The sequence below is a fragment of the Parafrigoribacterium soli genome, from assembly GCF_040227235.1.
Taxonomy (GTDB): domain Bacteria; phylum Actinomycetota; class Actinomycetes; order Actinomycetales; family Microbacteriaceae; genus Parafrigoribacterium_A; species Parafrigoribacterium_A soli.
Window position 1 is genome coordinate 42,535 of the sequence record NZ_JBELNZ010000003.1, and the last position, 17,943, is coordinate 60,477.

Genomic DNA, 17,943 nt, shown 5'->3' on the forward strand with positions numbered 1-17,943 from the left:
ATGCCGGCCGAGTATCTCGCGGCTCGCCGGGGAGGCACCCGCGCGGACCGCGCCTAGCTGTCAGCCGAAACTGACCGCTCCGTCGTCGGCGATGCGCCACCCGGGGTTGTGCGCGATCTCCCAGATGAGACCGTTCGGGTCGGTGACATGGGCGTGATAGATGCCGCCGAACGCTCCCTGCTGCGGATGCTTCAGCACGGTCGCCCCGGCCGCCACGAGCGCCTGCACGGTGCTGTCGACCTCCGCCGGGCTGTCGACATTGTGTGAGAGCGTCACGCCAGACACCGCGGTCGTCGTTGTCTGGCCCATGAGGTCCTCGTTGAACTTCTCGGCGTCGAACAGGCCGAGCACGAGGCCCGGTGCGACCTGGAAGAAGATGATCTCATCGGGGACGTCGATGAGCGGGCCCCATCCGAGTCCGTCACGATAGAAGGCGCGGGCCGCGTCGAGATCGGCGGTCGCAAAGGTAATGAAGTGGATGCGCTGGTCCATGCCGTTAGCGTAGTGGTGCGATCGCTTCGACCGAGCGGATCGCGCTTAGCCCTCACTACCCTCCCCCTCGCACGCTACGCCGGCGACGCGTCACCTGGGGATAACCCGCTCGTCCCTCTGGGGATCGCTGCTAACTTTCCCGATCGTGACTCGACTTCGCTTTCTGCGCCTCACCGCCATCCTCGGCCTCACGTCTCTGCTTGCCGGATGCGCACCAGGCCCGGTCGCAGACGTGTCGCTTGACAAGACATGGTCCCTGAGTGCGAAGGCGATCGGCCAACCTGTCATCGCGGACGGTGTTGCGGTCGTCTACACAATGACGGATACACACGAGCTGCGGATGCTCGGGCTCGACGCCAAGACAGGTCGCCAGCTGTGGTCCCATCCCGCCAGTCCCGGCTTCGGAGTACCCGGGAGCGCCCTCAGCCCGCTAGTCAGTGCGGATGTGCGCGGACGGAACTACGCCGTGTACCTTCGCCCTGGCCGAGACGCTGATCAACTCGCGAACACGCGGATCGTCGCTGCTGACCTGCACAGCGGCCGAGACCTCGTGGTGAGCCGTCCGATCACCGCATACTCATACCTTCATGGCTGTGCTGACGTGCGCGATGCCTGCGTCACGGCCACCCTCGGTACCACGGACGACTCTGCCGAGCTCAGGTTGAACCTGAGGTCGGGCAAGCTGAGTCACGATAAGTCGGAGAGACTCCCCCCGAACGCTCAACGCGTTGGAAACCACGGGCTCTACGTGCTGACGGATCCAGACTCCAACATCCAGGAACTCGGTGCGGTCGTGGACGGAGTCGAGTTGTGGCAGCGGCCCGTTGCCGAGATCTTCGACTACGGCTACGCGAGTTGGTACGGATGGTCTTGGCAGTATTCGAAAAAGGACGACCTGTACGTGGGCCTTCTCGGGTCCATAGACTTCCCGGACGACCTCGGATCCGTGACCACGGTTGCCCTCGATGGGTCGACCGGAGCGGTCAGATGGTCTCACGAAAACATCGACCTCAACTGTGGCGGAACGTTCGGCGTGTTCCCCTCGCCTGGCGATTCCCTGCCGAACGCTGTGGGCTGCGCCTACCGCGGTTCGATTGCGTACGGCGACGACGGCAAGTGGGACCATATCGACAACTTGGACGTGACCATGAAGGGATACGATCCGGTGTCGGGAAAGGTGCTCTGGACCCTCCCCGCAGGCGCAGAAGACTCGCTGGTCTTCGACTCAACCTGGCGCTTCCTCAGCGACTCCGCGCATCCGCGCATCATGCACGACGGCGCTGCGACCGTTCTCGACGTCCGAACCGGCCACACGACGAAGGCGAAGCGCCACGCACGTCTTCTGTGCGCGAAGGCGTTTGACTTCAACTACTTCGTGCCGTTCGACGACGAGATCAAGGGCTATCGAACGGGCGGCTGGCTCGCGGCGAGCTGCGACGCACATCTGAAGCCGCGCGCGGACTTTGCGCTGACCACGGCCAATGCTCGAGCCCTCGGGCTCAGCGACGGCGGACCCTATGTGGTCGCGCTTCGTGACTCCATCGCTGGCTTCGGGCGCTAGAAGCGGTGTGGGCCTCAAGTCCTATAGTCTGACTATTGATATATAGCGGCATGAGGAGTAGCTTCGCCCCATGACCAGTACAGAGATGCGCGAGCCCACCTTCCTGGTGCTGGCGGCGCTCGCCGGAGGCCGAAAGCACGGCTACGGCCTCATCGCGGATGCCGAGCAGATATCCGAGGGACGCGTCAAGCTGAACGTCGGCACGCTCTACGCCGCGCTCGACCGGCTCGCCGAACAGGGACTCGTCGCGGAGGCCGGCGAAGAAGTGGTGGACGGCCGACACCGCCGCTACTACGAGCTCACCGACAGCGGCCTGGTCGCACTCGAGACCCAGATCGAGCGCCTCGAGAGCACCGCCGCCGGCGCCAGAAAGAATTTGGCCGCTCGCGCTTCCGCGAAGCCGGCGGCGGGCATCGCATGAGCGCCGAACTGGAACGTCGCTACCGCCGCGCCCTCGCCTGGTATCCGCGCGCCTGGCGGGAGAAGAACGCGGATGTCGTGGCCGGTACCCTTCTGGACGTCGCCGACGCAGAACACCGCACCCACCCGCGCGTGGGCGAACTCGCGAACCTCGCCGTATCCGGAATCGCCACTCGCCTCGGCCTCCTGCTCGAACCCCGGGCCCGCGACGCAATAGCGACGATCGCACTCGCGACGGCTGCCGCGTATCCGCTCGCCTACTTCGCGTTCCAGCTGTGGTCGCCGTTGAGCACAGCACATGCTCCCGATGCCACTGCATGGGGCTTCAACCCGCTCCTGAACCCGGGCTTGCTCCTCGCCGGCTTATGGCTGGTTGCGCTCGTGCTGGCGTCAATCGGGGCCCCGCGACGGCGGGTCCTGATGCCAACCATCGCGCTCGCAATCCTCGCGTCTATTTCGCTCATGGTGATTTACAGGATCCCTGGCTCCGGAAACGGCTGGTATGGGTTGACGACGACGACCATGCTCTTCCTCGCCCTGCTCGGCGCCCTCGCGCTTATCGGAACTCCCGCTCGCGGGGTGCGGTTGTTGATTCCGACAGGCATTGTCTTTGTTGCGATCAGCAGTGGCTACCTGGCGACCCAGCTCGTTCTGCAACGGCTCTACTTCGACGAACTCTACTTCTGGCACAACATTTCGGGCGCCTTAGCGCTGCTGCTCGCGGTTGCCGTGATCGCCCTGATCGCCCTCGGGCTACGGCATCGCAGGGCCGCAGCCCAGACAATCGCGATCTCCGCGGCGCCCTGGCTCCTGGTGCTCCTGCGATTCTCGGGGTCTCAAGACCTATGGACTGCACTCGGGTTACTGACTATCGCGGCTGCCCTCGTCGGCTTGGGGGCACTCTTGCCTCTGGTCTTTCGCAGAAAGCCGAATCAACACCCCGCTGAAACCCACCAGCGATAGCACACGACCAATCACGGCCAGCGATGCCTCCGCCACGAACTGTCGGCGTCGGCGTCCGTTTCATTAGGCTCTATCCATGCTTCACGACGCGCCGACGCTCGGCTCGGACAACCGGCAGTCGGCCATTCCTGGCACCGTAGCGGCCACTCTGTGACGCGCTCGCGCATCGAGGCACTGTGGGGCGGACTGCCAGTCGTAGCTCGCGACGGCATCATCGCGCTGTTGCTGTTCGGGATCTCCCTGGTGCCGCTGGGCGTGCGCGGCCTTGAACTCGGGGAGTTGTCGCGCACCGCGCCGGCGTGGACCGGACCGGCCTTCGCCGCCGTCATCACGCTGCCGCTCACTCTCCGTCGGTTCGTGCCCGCGCTTGCACTCGCGCTGAGCGGCGCCGGTTACGCAGCTTCCGAACTCACGGCCGCCAATGTCGGACTCGGCGGGCTCGGTCTGCTCCTCGCCATCTATTCGGTCGCGGCCTTTCAGCGGCGATATCGGGCATGGGTGGGTGCCGCCGTAGCCATCGGATACGTCGCGCTCGCGATCACCCTGAGCCGGTCCGGCTCGACGCAGGCCCTCCTCGACTGGTTCACCTTCGCCGCCGTGCTCGCCCTGCCATGGATCCTCGGCGAACTCGTTCGACGCCGCCGAGCGCAAGATGACCAGCGCCAGCGCCTCCTGGTCGAGGAGGCGCTCAGGAAGGCCGGCTTCGCGCCGACAGCCCAGCATCCGGATGCCGCTCCCGCGGACACCGACGCCGCCCCGCCTCCAATCGCGACCGGAATGGGTGAGGTCTCACCGCGCGCCGAACCCGCGGCGTCGGACATCCTGACCGCTCGCGAGTTCGAGGTGCTGCAACTGCTCGCTCGCGGACTCTCGAACAGCGAGATCGCATCAGAAATGTTCGTCACGCGAGAGACCGTGAAGACCTACGTGTCACGGCTGCTCTCCAAGCTCGGGCTGCGCGATCGCACCCAGGCCGCCCTGTTCGCACACCGCAACGGCATCGCAGAATGACGTCGAGCGGGCATTGTCATCCTTTGGGGGACGCGTCGTCGCCATCCGTTTTCTAGCGTCTTTCTGGGGCCGAAATTCGGCTCGAAGGGAGACACGGAATGACCACGACAACTTCAGCTCGATCACGCGACACACGGCCGGATGCGGCGACACCACCCGGTTCTCGCCCGGGAATCGGGAGACGAATCCTGGCATTCCCGCTGGTCTGGGCTGCGCTCGGCGCCGCGGCGATCGCCATCGCGGATGGCGTGCTCGTCGGAGTGGGTGGCGACCTCGGCGCGCCGTTCCTGATCGGCGGTTCGATCCTCGGCGCGTTGCTCGCGCTGGGGCTGTACATCCTGACCATGCGCGCCCTTGCCGGGCGCCGTGTGCCGGAGCTCGCGGGTCCGGTGGTTCGGGATGTGCTGCTCGGCCTCGCGATCGGCGCCGGCTTCGTCACGCTGTCGGCCCTGATCGTCGCGGCCCTCGGCGGCTACACCATTACCTGGAATCCGTCGCAGCAGACCGCGACGATCGCCACCGCGGTTGCCGTGAACTTCGGTGCAGCCGTGGTCGAAGAGCTCATCTTCCGCGGACTCCTGCTTCAGGCAGTGGAACGCCTCGCGGGACCCTGGGTCGCGATCATCGTGACCGCCCTGCTCTTTGGCGGAGCGCACCTGCTCAACCCCGCGGCATCCCTCTGGTCGTCGGTCGCGATTGCCATCGAGGCCGGAGTGCTATGCGGTTGCGCCTTCGTGTGGCGTCGCAGCCTGTGGCTCGTCATCGCGCTGCACTTCTCCTGGAACGTGCTCGAGTCGCTGCTTGGCATTCCCGTGTCCGGGCATCGCGAGCCGGGGCTGTGGTTGACGACCGTTCACGGCCCGGCCGCCCTCACCGGCGGTGGCTTCGGCCTGGAGGCCTCGAGCGTGCCGGTCGTCGTGAGCCTGCTGCTCTCCGCGGGCCTGGTCTTCCTGGCCCGTCGTCGCAAGAGCCAGCTCCACTCGTAACCCCACCCATAACTCAGGCAATTAGTGGCGGCCGCCCGTTCGAGAGCCGGCGTTCTCGGCAACTGCGGGAGGCTTCGTCACGAATTGCCTGAGTTATGCAAAGACCCGGCACGCGTCGGCGGAGCGGTAGTGCTCGACACCCGACCACCGGAGGTCTCGATACGGATGCTCCTCCGTCGCGGCCTACTCGACCCGCCTCACACAGCCGAGAGCACCACCGAGTGGCTGTTGACCGTGGGCGTCTCGACAAGCTCGACGAACGACAATGCCGCCAGGCCGCGTTCGTCGCGGCCTACTCGACCACCGAAAAACTCAGCCGAGGTCGGGGAGTGTCGATTTTCTCGCGAGTTATGAAGCGTTCTGACGGGCACGCTTTTCGCCCGTCAGAACGCTTCATTGTTTGAGCTGAAAATCGATACTTCCCGACCTCGGCGTCACTCCCACTCGATCGTCCCCGGCGGCTTCGACGTGACGTCGAGCACGACCCGGTTGACGCCGGCGACCTCGTTCGTGATGCGGTTCGAGATGCGCGCGAGCACGTCATAGGGCAGGCGCGTCCAGTCGGCGGTCATGGCATCCTCGGATGACACGGGACGCAGCACGATCGGGTGGCCGTAGGTGCGTCCGTCGCCCTGCACGCCGACCGAGCGAACATCCGCGAGCAGCACGACCGGGCACTGCCAGATCTCGTTGTCGAGGCCGGCCAGCATGAGTTCGTGGCGAGCGATCGCATCCGCCTTGCGCAGCAGCTCGAGGCGCTCGCGGGTGACCTCGCCGACGATGCGGATGCCGAGGCCGGGCCCAGGGAATGGCTGGCGGCCGACGATGACCTCGGGCAGCCCGAGCTCGCGGCCGATCGCGCGCACCTCGTCTTTGAACAGGGTGCGCAGCGGCTCGACGAGCTTGAATTGCAGGTCTTCTGGCAGGCCGCCGACGTTGTGGTGGCTCTTGATGTTGGCGGTGCCGGTTCCCCCGCCGCTCTCCACGACATCCGGGTACAGGGTGCCCTGCACGAGAAAGTCGATCGGCGCGCCGTCGGATGCCGCTTCCGCGACGAGATCCGCGGCCGCCTTCTCGAACGAGCGGATGAACTCGCGCCCGATGATCTTGCGCTTCTCCTCGGGGTCGGTGACTCCGGCGAGCGCGTCGAGGAACTGGTCGACGGCATCGACGGTGACGAGCCGCACGCCCGTGGAGGCGACGTAGTCCTCCTCGACCTGGCGGCGCTCATCCTGTCGCAGCAGACCGTGGTCGACGAAGATGCAGACGAGCTGGTCACCGACTGCCTTGTGCACGAGTGCGGCGGCGACGGCCGAGTCGACCCCGCCGGAGAGGCCGCAGATGACGCGGGAGGTGCCGACCTGCTCGCGGATGCGCTCAACCTGCTCGGCGATCACGCTTCCGCTATTCCAGTCGGCGGGGATGCCCGCGGCGTCGTGCAGAAAGTTTTCGAGCACGCGCTGCCCGAACTCCGAGTGCTTCACCTCGGGGTGCCACTGCACGCCGTAGAGTTTGCGCTCGTCGCTCGCGAACGCGGCGACCGGAGTGCTCTCGCTCGACGCGAGCACGGTGAAGCCCTCCGGCGCCTTCGCAACGGAGTCCCCGTGGCTCATCCAGGTGGTCTGGGAGGCCGGCTGCCCCGCGAGCAGAACGCTCTCGATCGGCGTGAGTGCGACATCCGTTGCCCCGTATTCGCGCAGGCCGGAGTTGGCGACCTCGCCGCCGAGCTGCTGCGCCATCACCTGGAAGCCGTAGCAGATGCCGAGCACGGGAACGCCGAGCTCGAGGATGCCGGGGTCGAGTTCCGGAGATCCGGCCTCGTACACGCTCGACGGGCCTCCACTCAGCACGATGCCCGCGGGGTTCTTGGCCGCGACCTCGGCCGCGCTGATGGTGTGTGGAACGATCTCGGAGTACACGTTCGCCTCGCGCACGCGGCGCGCGATGAGCTGCGCGTACTGGGCGCCGAAGTCGACGACGAGAACGGGCTGGTGCGCGGTGGGCTGGTCAGCGCTCACGAGACACCTCGGGGGCGACGGCGGATGCGGCGGGCGCAGTGGCCTCGAGTTCCGCGAGCTCAGCCCGCACCCGCCTGGTGATGTAGTGCTCAACGACGAAGGAGAGGAACGGCACGACGCCGCCGAGCGCGATCGCCACGAAGCGGCTGAACGGCCAGCGCAGGATGCTCCACAACCGGAAGTCGCTGAACAGATACACGACGTACAGCCAGCCATGGGCGATCAGAATCCCGATCGAGAGGTTGATCGCGAGCACCTGGCCGTCGGGCACGAGGGCGATGAAGCCGTGAGCACCGCCGAGTTCGATCTCGCGCTGGATGGGCGTGTACTTGAGAATCATCTCGAGAACGAGCAGCAGCAGCATCGTTCCCGTGATGTAGGCGAAGACCCGGTAGAGCTTGAGCGCCCCGCGGATTCGGGGAACGTCGGAGAGTTTGGGTTTGAGCGCCATGCCCTAATTCTAGGAGCCAGCGCCGGGTTGTTCCTGCGCGGCCGGTGGGTTGCTCCCGCCGCCGTCCGCGCCGTCCGGACCAGCCCCGGATGCCGCCTGCATCGCCTCGAGTTCCTCCTCGACCTCGCGCTCCCAGGCATCCTTCACCAGTCGATACCAGAGGAAGAATGCGAAGCCCGCGAAGACCACCCACTCGACGGCGTAGAAGATGTTGAGCCAGTTCAGTTCGACCTCGGATGTCGGCACCGGCGAGTCGATGCGCTCAAGCCCCGGCACGGCAGAGTGGATGACGACGAAGCCCCCGTAGATCCCGGCCGGGTCGACGGTCTTCCACAGATTCACGATCGTGGCCGGAGCGACGCTGCTGAGCTGTCCGTGCTCGAAGTCGGTGTCCTGCGGGGCCTCGCCCGGCAGATACCGACCCGTGATCGTCACGGGTGCCGCGGGCTGCTTCGAGAGCGCGGCAGCGGCATCCTTGGCACGGTTCTCGCTCGGCGTCCAGCCGACAGCTACCGGCAGCCCCGCGGTGCCCGAGGCGGTGTCGGCGGAGAGATGCCCGACGACCCAGTAGCCCTTCTGGCCGCGATTGAGGCGGTCACTGAAGACGAGATAGTCGCCGGGAACCCACTGGCCCGAGACGGTGACGTTCTGTCCGTTCGACACCTCGCGCACCGCGGACTGCGGCTTGGCCATCGTGTCGAGCGGAACGGCGCGCTCGGTCTCGCGGTGCACGACGGTGCCCGTCGCGACGGCACGGGAGAGCTGCCACTGGCTGAGCGCGGCGAATCCGGCGGCGATGACGAGGGCGAGCGCGAGTAGCGCGATCCAGCGCGGACGCCGGGCAACGGACCACATTCTGTTCAGTACTCCGGGTCTCTCTGGCGTTCGCGCGGGGGCTCGGTGATGCCGGATGCGGGCTGCGCATCCTCGACCGACTCCCCCGATTCTCGCATGGCATCCTCGATGAGTCTCTCAGACTCCGCGCGCTCGATCTCGTCGTCGATCTCGTCGCGCTCGCGCGGCGGCTCGGCCTCCGGAAATGCCTCGCTATCGTTCGCCTTCTCGGCCAGCCTGCCGTCGCTCTCGCCCGCGAACGCCGCCTCGACGAGCGCGATGTTCTCGTCCCGTTCGAGACGTGAGGGCGTAGCGCCGGCACTTTTCTTCTTGCTCCTGCGGAAGATGGCGGCTCCCCAGCGCTCGGAGTTGACCGCCAGGACGGGACCGATGATGGCCATGCTGAGCACGTAGAGACCGGCGAACGGCGTGAGTCGCTCATCCAGCCCCGCCGCGGTGGCGAGGGTCGCGAGGATGAGCGCGAACTCGCCGCGGTTCTGCAGCATCGCGGAGGCGTTGAAGCCCTCGGCCGCCGTCAACTTGTTGAGCCACGCGATGAGCTGCCCGCCGAGGGTGTTGATGACGAGCGTCATCACGACCGCGACGGTGACCGGCCAGAGCACGCTGCCAAAGGTCGAGGGGTTCAGGGTCAGGCCGAAGTTCAGGAAGAAGAAGGCGCCAAACACATCCCGCATCGGCAGCGCGAGCTGCTCGATGCGACCGCGGAACCTGGTGGCACCCAGCACGAGGCCGATCAGGAACGCGCCGATCGCATCCGAGACGCCGAGAAGTTCACCGATGCCGCCGAACGCCACGGCGAGCCCGAAGAACAGGATGGTGAACAGCTCGTCATCCTTGGTCTGGATGAGCCGCGAGACGACCCTGCCGCCCCAGCGAGCGAGCGCGAACATGCCGACCAGGAACGTGAACGAGATCGCGAGCTCAAGCACGATCGCCCAGACATCCGTCTTACCGCCGATGACGACCGCGACGATCGCAAGGTAGATCGCGATGAAGACGTCTTCGACCACGGTGATGCCCAGGATGACCGGGGTCTCGTGATTCGGCAGCCGCTTCAGTTCGATGAGGAGCTTGGTCACGATCGCGCTTGAGGATGTCGCGGTCATCCCGGCGATGATGAGCGCCTCCCTGGTGCCCCAGCCCACCCACAGGCCGAACACGAAGCCCACGCCCATGTTGATCGCGATGCGGGTGCCGCCCGAGAGCAGTAGTGACCCCGCATTGCCGAAGAACTCGTCCTGATCGAACTCGAGACCGAGGTTGAACAGCAGCAGGATCAGCCCGAACACCGCGATGAGCTCGATGTGCGCCGTGCCGAGGTTCAACGGGAACCACCCGCTGTGCGGACTCGCCAGCAACCCCACCAGCATGTAGATGGGAATGGCCGGCAGACCGATCAGCTTGCCGAGACGCCCGAACACATACGCGATGAGGAGGAGCGCGCCCAGGATCGCAAGCTCTTCACCCACCCCCACGGTCAGCCTCCCGGCGGAGTGTTGCGTGCGGGCGTCGCCTGCGAGGTTCCGGATTCCGCGGCCGCCCCGGGCTTCGACGCGAGCATCATGTCGCCCGTGCGGTAGAAGTTGAAGGCCTTCGTCACCTTCTCCGGCGAGCCTGCGACGACGAGCGTGTCGCCGGGAAAGACGGTGAAGTCATCGGATGGCGCCGGGTTCGCCGACTCGCCGCGCACGACCGCGACCACGGTGAGGCCCACCACTCCGCGAGAGGCGAGGTCGCCGAGCTTCTGCCCAGCGATGTGGTCGTCGTAGTCCACGGTGAACCAGTCGATGCTCAGCCCCGGCAGCTGTTCGAGCCGGTCGAGCGACTCGGTGATGCGCGTGCCGCCGAGCAGTTCGGCGAGCGTGTGCGCCTCGTCTTCGGTGAGCCGCAGCGAGACCTTGCTCGAATCCGCGCCGTCGCCCTCATCCGCGAAGGTGATGAGGTCGCTGTGGCCCGAGCGGTGCGTGATCACGCCCGCCTTGCCGCCGTCCGCGGTGACGAAGGTGTGCAGCACACCGACGCCGGGTAGTTTGACCCGTCTCACATCGACCATGGGAGGCTCCTTTACCTGCTGGCGACAATATCGGGCGCTTCGAGGCGCACACGATCCGCGGATGCGTCATCCGGCTGATTCTGGCTGGCGCGTTCCGCCGCCACCCGCTTGAGGTAGTTGCCCACCTCGTTCGCCTCCTGCTCGCTGCTCCAGCCGAGAGCCGCGGCCATGAGCCTCGCGGCCACGGGAGCGGCGGAGACACCACGATCCCAGGCCTCGATGGAGATGCGGGTGCGGCGCGCGAGCACGTCTTCAAGGTGCAGCGCTCCCTCGTGGGTCGCCGCGTAGACGACCTCGGCCTCGAGGTAGTCGTCGGCACCGGGAAGGGGATTGCCGAGCTCCGGACGTTCCCGGATGAGGTCGAGCAGTTCATCCGTCAGCACGCCATAGCGGTTCAGCAGGTGTTCGATGCGCACCTTGTGCACGCCGAACGCCCTCGCGATTTTCGCCCGCTTGTTCCATGCCGCCTGGTAGCCCTCGGCGCCGAGCAGCCCGATATCTTGCGTGACGCTCTCCGGAACCTTGCCGTCGAGGGACGACACGGCCGCGTCGATCGCATCCTTCGCCATGATGCGGTAGGTGGTCCACTTGCCGCCGGCGATGACGACGAGCCCTGGCACGGAATGGCCGACGAGGTGCTCGCGGGACAGCTTCGAAGTCTCCTCAGACTCACCGGCGAGCAGCGGGCGGAGGCCCGCGTAGACACCCTCGACATCGTCCCGAGTGAGCTTCACCGACAGCACCTTATTGACGTGTTCGAGCAGGTAATCGATGTCGGCCGCCGTCGCAGCGGGATGCGCCTTGTCGAGATCCCAGTCGGTGTCGGTCGTGCCGATGAGCCAGTGTCTGCCCCACGGAATGACGAACAGCACGCTCTTCTCGGTGCGCAGCAGGAGGCCCATGGTGGACTGGAATCGATCCCGAGGGACAACCAGGTGCACGCCCTTGGAGGCCCGCACCTTGAACTGGCCGCGCTCGCCCACCATGGCCTGGGTGTCATCCGTCCACACCCCGGTCGCGTTGACGACCTGCTTCGCGTGGATCTCGAAGCGCTCATCCGTCTCGAGGTCGTGCGCCCGCACGCCGACGACGCGTTCGCCGACCTTGATGAAGCCCTCCACCCGCACCCGGCTGGCGACGTGAGCGCCGTAGAAGGATGCGGTGCGCGCGAGGCTCGCGACGTAGCGAGCGTCGTCGACCTGAGCGTCGTAATAGGTGATGCCACCGATAAGAGCGTCGCTCGAGAGCCCGGGAATGGCGCGGCGCACCTGCGCCTTGCTGAGGTGGCGGTGGTGGGGAACGCCAGGCGGACGCCCGCCCGTGTAGCTGAAGACGTCGTAGAGCAGCATCCCAGCGCCGACGTAGGCGCGTTCGACGAGAGGCGTGTTCAACGGGTAGAGGAAGCGCACTGGCTTGACCAGGTGCGGCGCGATGCGCTGCAGCAGCAGCCCGCGCTCGGTGAGTGCCTCGCGCACGAGACGGAAATCAAGCTGCTCCAGATAGCGGATGCCGCCGTGGACGAGCTTGGACGACCGGCTCGAGGTTCCGCTGGCCCAGTCTCGGGCCTCAACCATGCCGACCCGCAGGCCGCGCGTCACTGCGTCGAGTGCGCTTCCCGTGCCAACGATGCCGCCGCCGATCACGAGGATGTCGAGTTCCTTGACCTTGAGCGCCTCAATGGCCGAGCGACGTTCATCCGGCCCGAGCTTCGCCGAGCGGGTCACCGTCTTGAGTTTCGCCATCGTCATCCCCTTGTCACTGCTGCTGTCGCGCCTGTCACTGGTGATACGGAGCTACAACCACTTCCACGCGCTGGAATTCCTTGAGGTCGGAGTAGCCGGTCGTCGCCATCGCGCGACGCAGGGCGCCGACGAGATTGACGCTACCGTTGGCGACCGTAGACGGGCCGTACAGGATCTGTTCGAGCGGAGCGACCGAGCCGACCTCGACGCGGTGGCCGCGCGGCAGTTCGGAGTGGTGCGCCTCGCCACCCCAGTGCCAGCCGCGGCCGGGCGCATCCGTCGCCTTTGCCAGGGTGCTGCCGAGCATGACGGCGTCGGCGCCCACGGAGAAGGCCTTGGCGATGTCACCGCTCGTTCCGAGACCGCCGTCGGCGATGACGTGCACGTAGCGGCCGCCGGACTCGTCCATGTAGTCGCGTCGTGCGCCAGCGACATCCGCAACGGCCGTGGCCATGGGGGCGTGGATGCCGAGGCTGGCCCGCGTGGTCGAGGCCGCACCGCCGCCGAAGCCGACGAGCACGCCCGCGGCTCCCGTGCGCATGAGGTGCAGCGCCGGCGTGTAGCCAGCGGCGCCGCCCACGATGACGGGAACGTCGAGCTCGTAGATGAATTCCTTGAGGTTGAGCGGCTCCTGCGTCTTGGACACGTGCTCGGCGCTCACCGTGGTGCCCCGGATAACGAAGAGGTCGACGCCCGCTGCGACGACGGTCTTGTACAGCTCCTGGGTGCGCTGGGGCGAGAGGGCCGCGGCGACGGTGACGCCGGCCTCGCGAATCTCCGCGAGGCGCGCACCGATGAGCTCGGGCTTGATCGGTTCGGCATAGATCGTCTGCATGCGGGCGGTGGCCTGGTCAGCCGGAAGGGAGGCGATCTCCTCGAGCAGCGGCTCCGGGTTCTCGTAGCGGGTCCAGATGCCCTCGAGGTTCAGCACGCCGAGGCCGCCGAGCTGTCCCATTCGGATGGCCATGGCCGGCGAGACCACGGAGTCCATGGGCGCGGCGAGGAAGGGGATCTCGAACTGGTAGGCGTCGATCGTCCAGCCGACCGACACATCCTGCGGGTCTCGCGTGCGACGGCTCGGCACAATCGCGATGTCGTCGAACGAGTACACGCGGCGGGCGCGCTTGGCGCGGCCGATCTCTACCTCAGTCACCTCCCCAGCCTACCGTCGGGTCGCCGCGCGCGCCTCGGGCCTGCGCGCCCCGGGCCTGCAGCCTGCGCGTCCGGCCCGGCCGCGTCCACCGCCGCCGAAATCCCGGAATGGGCCAATTCGTCCCCCATGGGCCGACGCGTTGGCCCCATCCGGACGCTTTGGCCCATTTCGCGCCGCATCTCAGAAGTGCGAGGAGGTCCGCACCGGGCGCAGGCCAGCGCTGCTGAGGTGCGCGTACAACTCTCTCGGGCGCAGAGCAACTCCCCACAGCCAGCGCGACACGTTTGGGCCGAGCGCGCGCAGCCTGTCTTCTCGAATCTTCTCGGCGATGACGACGTCCTCGATCGAACGGCCCTGCAGGTATTCGGCGCGAGTGTACTTAACCAGGCCGTCGAACTCCCCGATGAGGTTCGCTGACCGCCACCAGAAGTCGACATCGCCCACTCTCCCGGCCCGGTCGGTGAACACCACCTGCAGTTCCGGAGCGGGGAATCCGAGTTCGTGAATGTTGACCCGGCTGAGTGATTCACCCGGGGAGCCTGCCAGCGGGGTGGCGAAATCGAGCACACGAATGACTCGCTTCTGAAACCGGGCGTGCGGCACGGCCTCGAAGTATCGACGAAGGGCGGATGTCGTTGCGAGCTTGCGACGCAAGGCATGGTCGACCGTGGCCACGGCTGACGCGAACGTTGCCGCCGCCGCTACATCGATGAGGGTGCGCTCAATGCTCGTGACACGAATCCCATCCAGCTCAACGACGTCGACATCCTCACGATCAACCGCGTGGCGCCGAAAACCGTTCTCGGTGCGGGTTCCTGTGGAACGGGATGCAAGCACATGCACGAGCTCGGGCCACTGCCCGATGATCGGAAGTCGCCACAGAGCGGCAGCGGAAGCGTGGCTGGCGACGGGATTTCCGCGGCTCGCGAGCAGCGCGGCAATGACTCGCTGTCTGTAGCGTTCGTGCGCTTCGAGCTTCTTCCACTCGCCAGCATCCATGTATGCGCCGCGGTGGAGCCTCTCCACATCGCCGCGGGCAGCCGCTTTCCGGTACGCGGCGTCATCGACGCCGAGCCGCACCAGCTCTTTGGTGAGAACAATTCCATTGGCACTGGCGATAGGTTCCACGCACCCAGACTGGTCAGCGCTTGCTGAGCCCGCTCCGCCAACTGTGACTTCTGGGGAAAACCGGATCAGCGAGAGCGTGTGTAGGAGTAGCTGCATCGGCGTTGAATCGCGAAATGGGCCACTTCGTCCCTCATGGGCCGACGCGTCGGCCCTATCCGCACGCTCTGGCCCATTTTGCGTGTGCACCCTCGCAGCGACGCCGCGCGGGCCGCAGTGCGCCGTCAGCGGTTGTAGTTCGGGGCCTCCATGACCATCTGGATGTCGTGGGGGTGCGATTCCTTCAGGCCGGCAGCCGTGATGCGCACGAACTTGCCCTTGTTGCGCAGCTCCTCGATCGTGCGCGCGCCCACGTAGAACATCGACTGACGCAGCCCGCCGAGCAGCTGGTAGGTCACGGATCCCACGGGGCCACGGTAGGCGACCTTGCCTTCGATGCCTTCCGCGATCAGTTGCTCGTCGCTCGGCACGTCGGCCTGGAAGTACCGGTCGCGAGAGTACGACGTCTTCTTGCCGCGGGACTGCATCGCCCCGAGCGAACCCATGCCGCGATACGACTTGAACTGCTTGCCGTTGACGAAGAGCATGTCGCCGGGGCTCTCGTCCGTTCCGGCGAGGAGGGATCCGAGCATGACCGTCTCGGCGCCAGCGACCAGCGCCTTCGCGATGTCTCCCGAGTACTGCAGGCCGCCATCCGCAATCACCGGGATGTTCGCCTCGCGAGCCGCGAGCGATGCCTCGTACACGGCGGTCACCTGCGGCACGCCCACGCCGGCCACGACGCGAGTGGTGCAGATGGACCCGGGACCGACACCGACCTTGATCGCGTCGGCACCGGCATCCACGAGCGCCTGGGCGCCGGAGCGGGTCGCGACGTTGCCGCCGATCACGTCGATGTTCTTGAACGCGGGGTCGGACTTGAGCCTGCGGATGACGTCGATCTCACCCTTCGAGTCGCCGTTGGCCGTGTCCACGACGATGACGTCGACTCCGGCGTCGGCGAGCGCGCCGGCGCGCTCCCAGGCGTCGCCGAAGAATCCGATGGCGGCGCCAACACGGAGGCGGCCCTCGTCGTCCTTAGTCGCATAGGGGTACTGCTCGGTCTTGTCGAAGTCCTTAACCGTGATGAGGCCCGTGAGGCGCCCCGCCGCATCGACGAGCGGAAGCTTCTCGATCTTGTGCTGGGCGAAAATGGCGACCGCCCCATCCGGATCGATGCCGGTTGGCGCGGTGATGAGTGGCGTCTTCGTCATGACGTCACGCACGAGCGTGGTCTCTTTTTCGAACTGGGAGACGAAGCGCATGTCGCGGTTGGTGATGATGCCCACGAGCCTGCCGTCGCCCTCGACGACCGGGAGCCCGGAGATGCGGAACTGACCGCAGAGCTTGTCGACCTCGGCGACCGTCGCATCCGGCGTGGTGGTCACGGGGTTCGTGATCATGCCCGACTCCGAGCGCTTCACCTTGTCGACGTAGGTGGCCTGGTCTTCGACCGAGAGGTTGCGATGCAGGATGCCGAGCCCGCCGTGCCGCGCCATCGCGATGGCCATGCGGGCCTCGGTCACGGTGTCCATGGCGGCCGACACGAGCGGCGTGTTCACCCGGATGCGCCTGGTCAGCCTCGACGACGTATCGACCTCGCTGGGGATGACATCGGTATGCCCGGGCAGCAGCATGACGTCGTCGTAGGTGAGGCCGATAAAACCGAATGGATCTGGCTGGCTCATTGAGTTCCCTTTATGCGCGTGTCAATAGGCCCGGATGCGACGCTGGATGCCGGTACCCAATATTAACGGTTAACGGGAGCTCGCGATTCCCACCCGCGATTTTCAGCCGACGGCGGTGGAGCTGGAGAGCTGGAATCGGCTCTCGCCGTCGTACTTGTAGACGCCGAAGTGCGCGGTCTGCGGGTCGCCGTGCGCATCGAAGTTGATGAGGCCCGTCGCGCCGTCGTAGTCGATGTCACTCTGCGTTTTGAGCACCTCGCGGCACTCGCCGCAGCTGAGGCACTTGATGCCCTTTTCGGAGACGCCCCGCAGCGCCCCGGCGAGGGATGCACCGCTGTCGTCCTTCGCGGAGGAGGCGGCGAGCGCCGCGAGAATCGTCGCGTCGTAGGCCTCGGCGGCGAAGCGATAGTCGGTGACGTTGGGGTCGGCCGCCTTAACTCGCGCCTTGAACGCGTCAGTCGGGGCCACGCCCTCGAGGATGCCGTTCACGTTCGTGAGCGCACCGTTTGGCATCGCCTGCGAGTAGTCCGCCATCGCTCCGCCGGTGAGCCACAGCTTCGCGCCACCGAGTCCCGCGGCGTTCAGCCCGGTGATGATGGCCTTGTTCTGCTCGATCGCGGTGAACGGACTCGTCACGACCACGACATCCGGTTTCGTCTTGGTCACCGCGCCCAGGATGCTGGCGACGTCGCTCTTCGCGTCGAGCTTCTGCGCCGTGACGAGTGTGCCGCCCGTCTTTTTGAGCGCCTTCGCGAAGGTGCCGTGCACGCCATTGCCCTGGTCATCGTCGAAGTAGACGAGCGCCGCCTTCACACCCTTGGTCTTGCCGAGAAACTGGCCGAGTGCGGTGCCCTCGAGGGCGTCGGAGGGGATGGTGCGCGAAAGCAGGCCGGCATCCTGAGCGTCACTGAGCGCGGGCGCCGTCGCCGCCGTTGCGATCACGGCGACCTTGGCCTCGACGATCTTCGGCACGAGCCGGAGGGCCAGAACGGATGACGACGGTCCGATGATCACGTCGGTCTTCTTCGCGACGAGGTCGGCGAACGACGTTTCGGCGGTAGTCGTGGATGCATCGCCCGAGTCGCGGTGGAGCACCTCGACGGGCTTGCCCAGCACGCCACCGGCCAGGTTGATCTCCTTGACCGCGACCTCGACGCCGGCCACCTGCGCCGGGCCGATGAAGGATGCCGTGCCCGTCGTGGGGAAGAGCGTTCCGATGCGAAGGATGCCGTCTCCGCTCGGCGCGGCGACCGTCGGTGGTGGGCTGGTCTTCACGGGCTTGGGCTCGGGCGCGCAGGCGGCTAGAGCCAGCGATAATGCGGCGACCGCGGCGACGGCAGCGGCGAGACGAGCCATGCCGAGCCTTCGGGTGCCGGAGTTCACCCT

General features: G+C 66.6%; 16 protein-coding genes. 5 read left to right on the top strand and 11 right to left on the bottom strand.

Annotated features, from left to right (window positions below; all coding sequences use genetic code 11):
* Nucleotides 1-60 precede the first annotated feature (60 nt).
* Nucleotides 61-492: a VOC family protein gene (locus tag ABUA37_RS08390; protein WP_349898706.1), complete on the bottom strand. Its 432-nt coding sequence runs from the start codon at nucleotides 490-492 to the stop codon at nucleotides 61-63.
* Nucleotides 493-637: 145 nt separating this feature from the next.
* Between ABUA37_RS08390 and ABUA37_RS08395 the strand changes: the two genes are divergently transcribed.
* The 5 genes from ABUA37_RS08395 (at nucleotide 638) to ABUA37_RS08415 (ending at nucleotide 5,433) form a co-directional block, all read left to right on the top strand.
* The gene (locus ABUA37_RS08395; protein WP_349898707.1) at nucleotides 638-2,053 is read left to right on the top strand and encodes an outer membrane protein assembly factor BamB family protein; all 1,416 of its coding nucleotides are present in this window, start codon (nucleotides 638-640) and stop codon (nucleotides 2,051-2,053) included.
* Nucleotides 2,054-2,123: 70 nt separating this feature from the next.
* On the top strand, nucleotides 2,124-2,474 hold the full coding sequence (locus ABUA37_RS08400; RefSeq protein WP_349898708.1) for a PadR family transcriptional regulator: 351 nt from the start codon (nucleotides 2,124-2,126) through the stop codon (nucleotides 2,472-2,474).
* A complete protein-coding gene (locus ABUA37_RS08405) occupies nucleotides 2,471-3,436 on the top strand; it encodes a hypothetical protein (RefSeq protein WP_349898709.1) in 966 nt (321 codons plus the stop codon). The genes ABUA37_RS08400 and ABUA37_RS08405 overlap by 4 nt, the downstream gene beginning before the upstream one ends.
* Before the next feature lie 150 nt (nucleotides 3,437-3,586).
* Entirely contained in the window at nucleotides 3,587-4,447 is an 861-nt protein-coding gene (locus ABUA37_RS08410) for a helix-turn-helix transcriptional regulator (RefSeq protein ID WP_349898710.1), read from the top strand.
* A 98-nt stretch (nucleotides 4,448-4,545) separates the two neighbouring features.
* Entirely contained in the window at nucleotides 4,546-5,433 is an 888-nt protein-coding gene (locus tag ABUA37_RS08415; protein ID WP_349898711.1) for a CPBP family intramembrane glutamic endopeptidase, read from the top strand.
* A gap of 434 nt (nucleotides 5,434-5,867) precedes the next feature.
* On the opposite strand, the gene guaA is transcribed toward ABUA37_RS08415, so the two are convergent.
* From guaA to ABUA37_RS08465, 10 genes are all read right to left on the bottom strand, one after another.
* Complete coding sequence (gene guaA / locus ABUA37_RS08420) at nucleotides 5,868-7,451, bottom strand: glutamine-hydrolyzing GMP synthase (RefSeq protein WP_349898712.1); 1,584 nt, start codon at nucleotides 7,449-7,451, stop codon at nucleotides 5,868-5,870.
* A complete protein-coding gene (locus tag ABUA37_RS08425; protein ID WP_349898713.1) occupies nucleotides 7,441-7,902 on the bottom strand; it encodes a DUF3817 domain-containing protein in 462 nt (153 codons plus the stop codon). The genes guaA and ABUA37_RS08425 overlap by 11 nt, the downstream gene beginning before the upstream one ends.
* Nucleotides 7,903-7,911: 9 nt before the next feature.
* Entirely contained in the window at nucleotides 7,912-8,757 is an 846-nt protein-coding gene (locus tag ABUA37_RS08430) for an SURF1 family protein (protein WP_349898714.1), read from the bottom strand.
* Nucleotides 8,758-8,762: 5 nt separating this feature from the next.
* Complete coding sequence (locus ABUA37_RS08435) at nucleotides 8,763-10,226, bottom strand: cation:proton antiporter (protein WP_407075366.1); 1,464 nt, start codon at nucleotides 10,224-10,226, stop codon at nucleotides 8,763-8,765.
* Nucleotides 10,227-10,234: 8 nt separating this feature from the next.
* On the bottom strand, nucleotides 10,235-10,810 hold the full coding sequence (locus tag ABUA37_RS08440) for a cation:proton antiporter regulatory subunit (RefSeq protein ID WP_349898716.1): 576 nt from the start codon (nucleotides 10,808-10,810) through the stop codon (nucleotides 10,235-10,237).
* 11 nt (nucleotides 10,811-10,821) lie between these two features.
* Nucleotides 10,822-12,552, bottom strand: coding sequence for a glycerol-3-phosphate dehydrogenase/oxidase (locus ABUA37_RS08445; protein ID WP_349898717.1), 1,731 nt, complete (start codon nucleotides 12,550-12,552; stop codon nucleotides 10,822-10,824).
* A gap of 34 nt (nucleotides 12,553-12,586) precedes the next feature.
* Nucleotides 12,587-13,705 carry a GuaB3 family IMP dehydrogenase-related protein gene (locus ABUA37_RS08450; RefSeq protein ID WP_349898718.1) on the bottom strand — a complete coding sequence of 373 codons (1,119 nt, stop codon included), beginning with the start codon at nucleotides 13,703-13,705 and terminating at the stop codon, nucleotides 12,587-12,589.
* Nucleotides 13,706-13,885: 180 nt separating this feature from the next.
* Nucleotides 13,886-14,833, bottom strand: coding sequence for a type IV toxin-antitoxin system AbiEi family antitoxin domain-containing protein (locus tag ABUA37_RS08455; RefSeq protein WP_349898719.1), 948 nt, complete (start codon nucleotides 14,831-14,833; stop codon nucleotides 13,886-13,888).
* 221 nt (nucleotides 14,834-15,054) lie between these two features.
* Nucleotides 15,055-16,557: an IMP dehydrogenase gene (gene guaB / locus ABUA37_RS08460; RefSeq protein ID WP_349898720.1), complete on the bottom strand. Its 1,503-nt coding sequence runs from the start codon at nucleotides 16,555-16,557 to the stop codon at nucleotides 15,055-15,057.
* Between the two features lie 102 nt (nucleotides 16,558-16,659).
* Complete coding sequence (locus ABUA37_RS08465; protein ID WP_349898721.1) at nucleotides 16,660-17,940, bottom strand: ABC transporter substrate-binding protein; 1,281 nt, start codon at nucleotides 17,938-17,940, stop codon at nucleotides 16,660-16,662.
* Nucleotides 17,941-17,943: the final 3 nt, after the last annotated feature.

Bases quoted from the DNA above. Each gene is read 5' to 3' on its own strand.
- ABUA37_RS08400 (WP_349898708.1), top strand. From the start codon at position 2,124: ATGACCAGTACAGAGATGCGCGAGCCCACCTTCCTGGTGCTGGCGGCG.
- ABUA37_RS08425 (WP_349898713.1), bottom strand. From the start codon at position 7,902: ATGGCGCTCAAACCCAAACTCTCCGACGTTCCCCGAATCCGCGGGGCG.
- ABUA37_RS08415 (WP_349898711.1), top strand. From the start codon at position 4,546: ATGACCACGACAACTTCAGCTCGATCACGCGACACACGGCCGGATGCG.
- ABUA37_RS08405 (WP_349898709.1), top strand. From the start codon at position 2,471: ATGAGCGCCGAACTGGAACGTCGCTACCGCCGCGCCCTCGCCTGGTAT.
- guaB (WP_349898720.1), bottom strand. From the start codon at position 16,557: ATGAGCCAGCCAGATCCATTCGGTTTTATCGGCCTCACCTACGACGAC.
- ABUA37_RS08430 (WP_349898714.1), bottom strand. From the start codon at position 8,757: ATGTGGTCCGTTGCCCGGCGTCCGCGCTGGATCGCGCTACTCGCGCTC.
- ABUA37_RS08440 (WP_349898716.1), bottom strand. From the start codon at position 10,810: ATGGTCGATGTGAGACGGGTCAAACTACCCGGCGTCGGTGTGCTGCAC.
- ABUA37_RS08390 (WP_349898706.1), bottom strand. From the start codon at position 492: ATGGACCAGCGCATCCACTTCATTACCTTTGCGACCGCCGATCTCGAC.
- ABUA37_RS08445 (WP_349898717.1), bottom strand. From the start codon at position 12,552: ATGGCGAAACTCAAGACGGTGACCCGCTCGGCGAAGCTCGGGCCGGAT.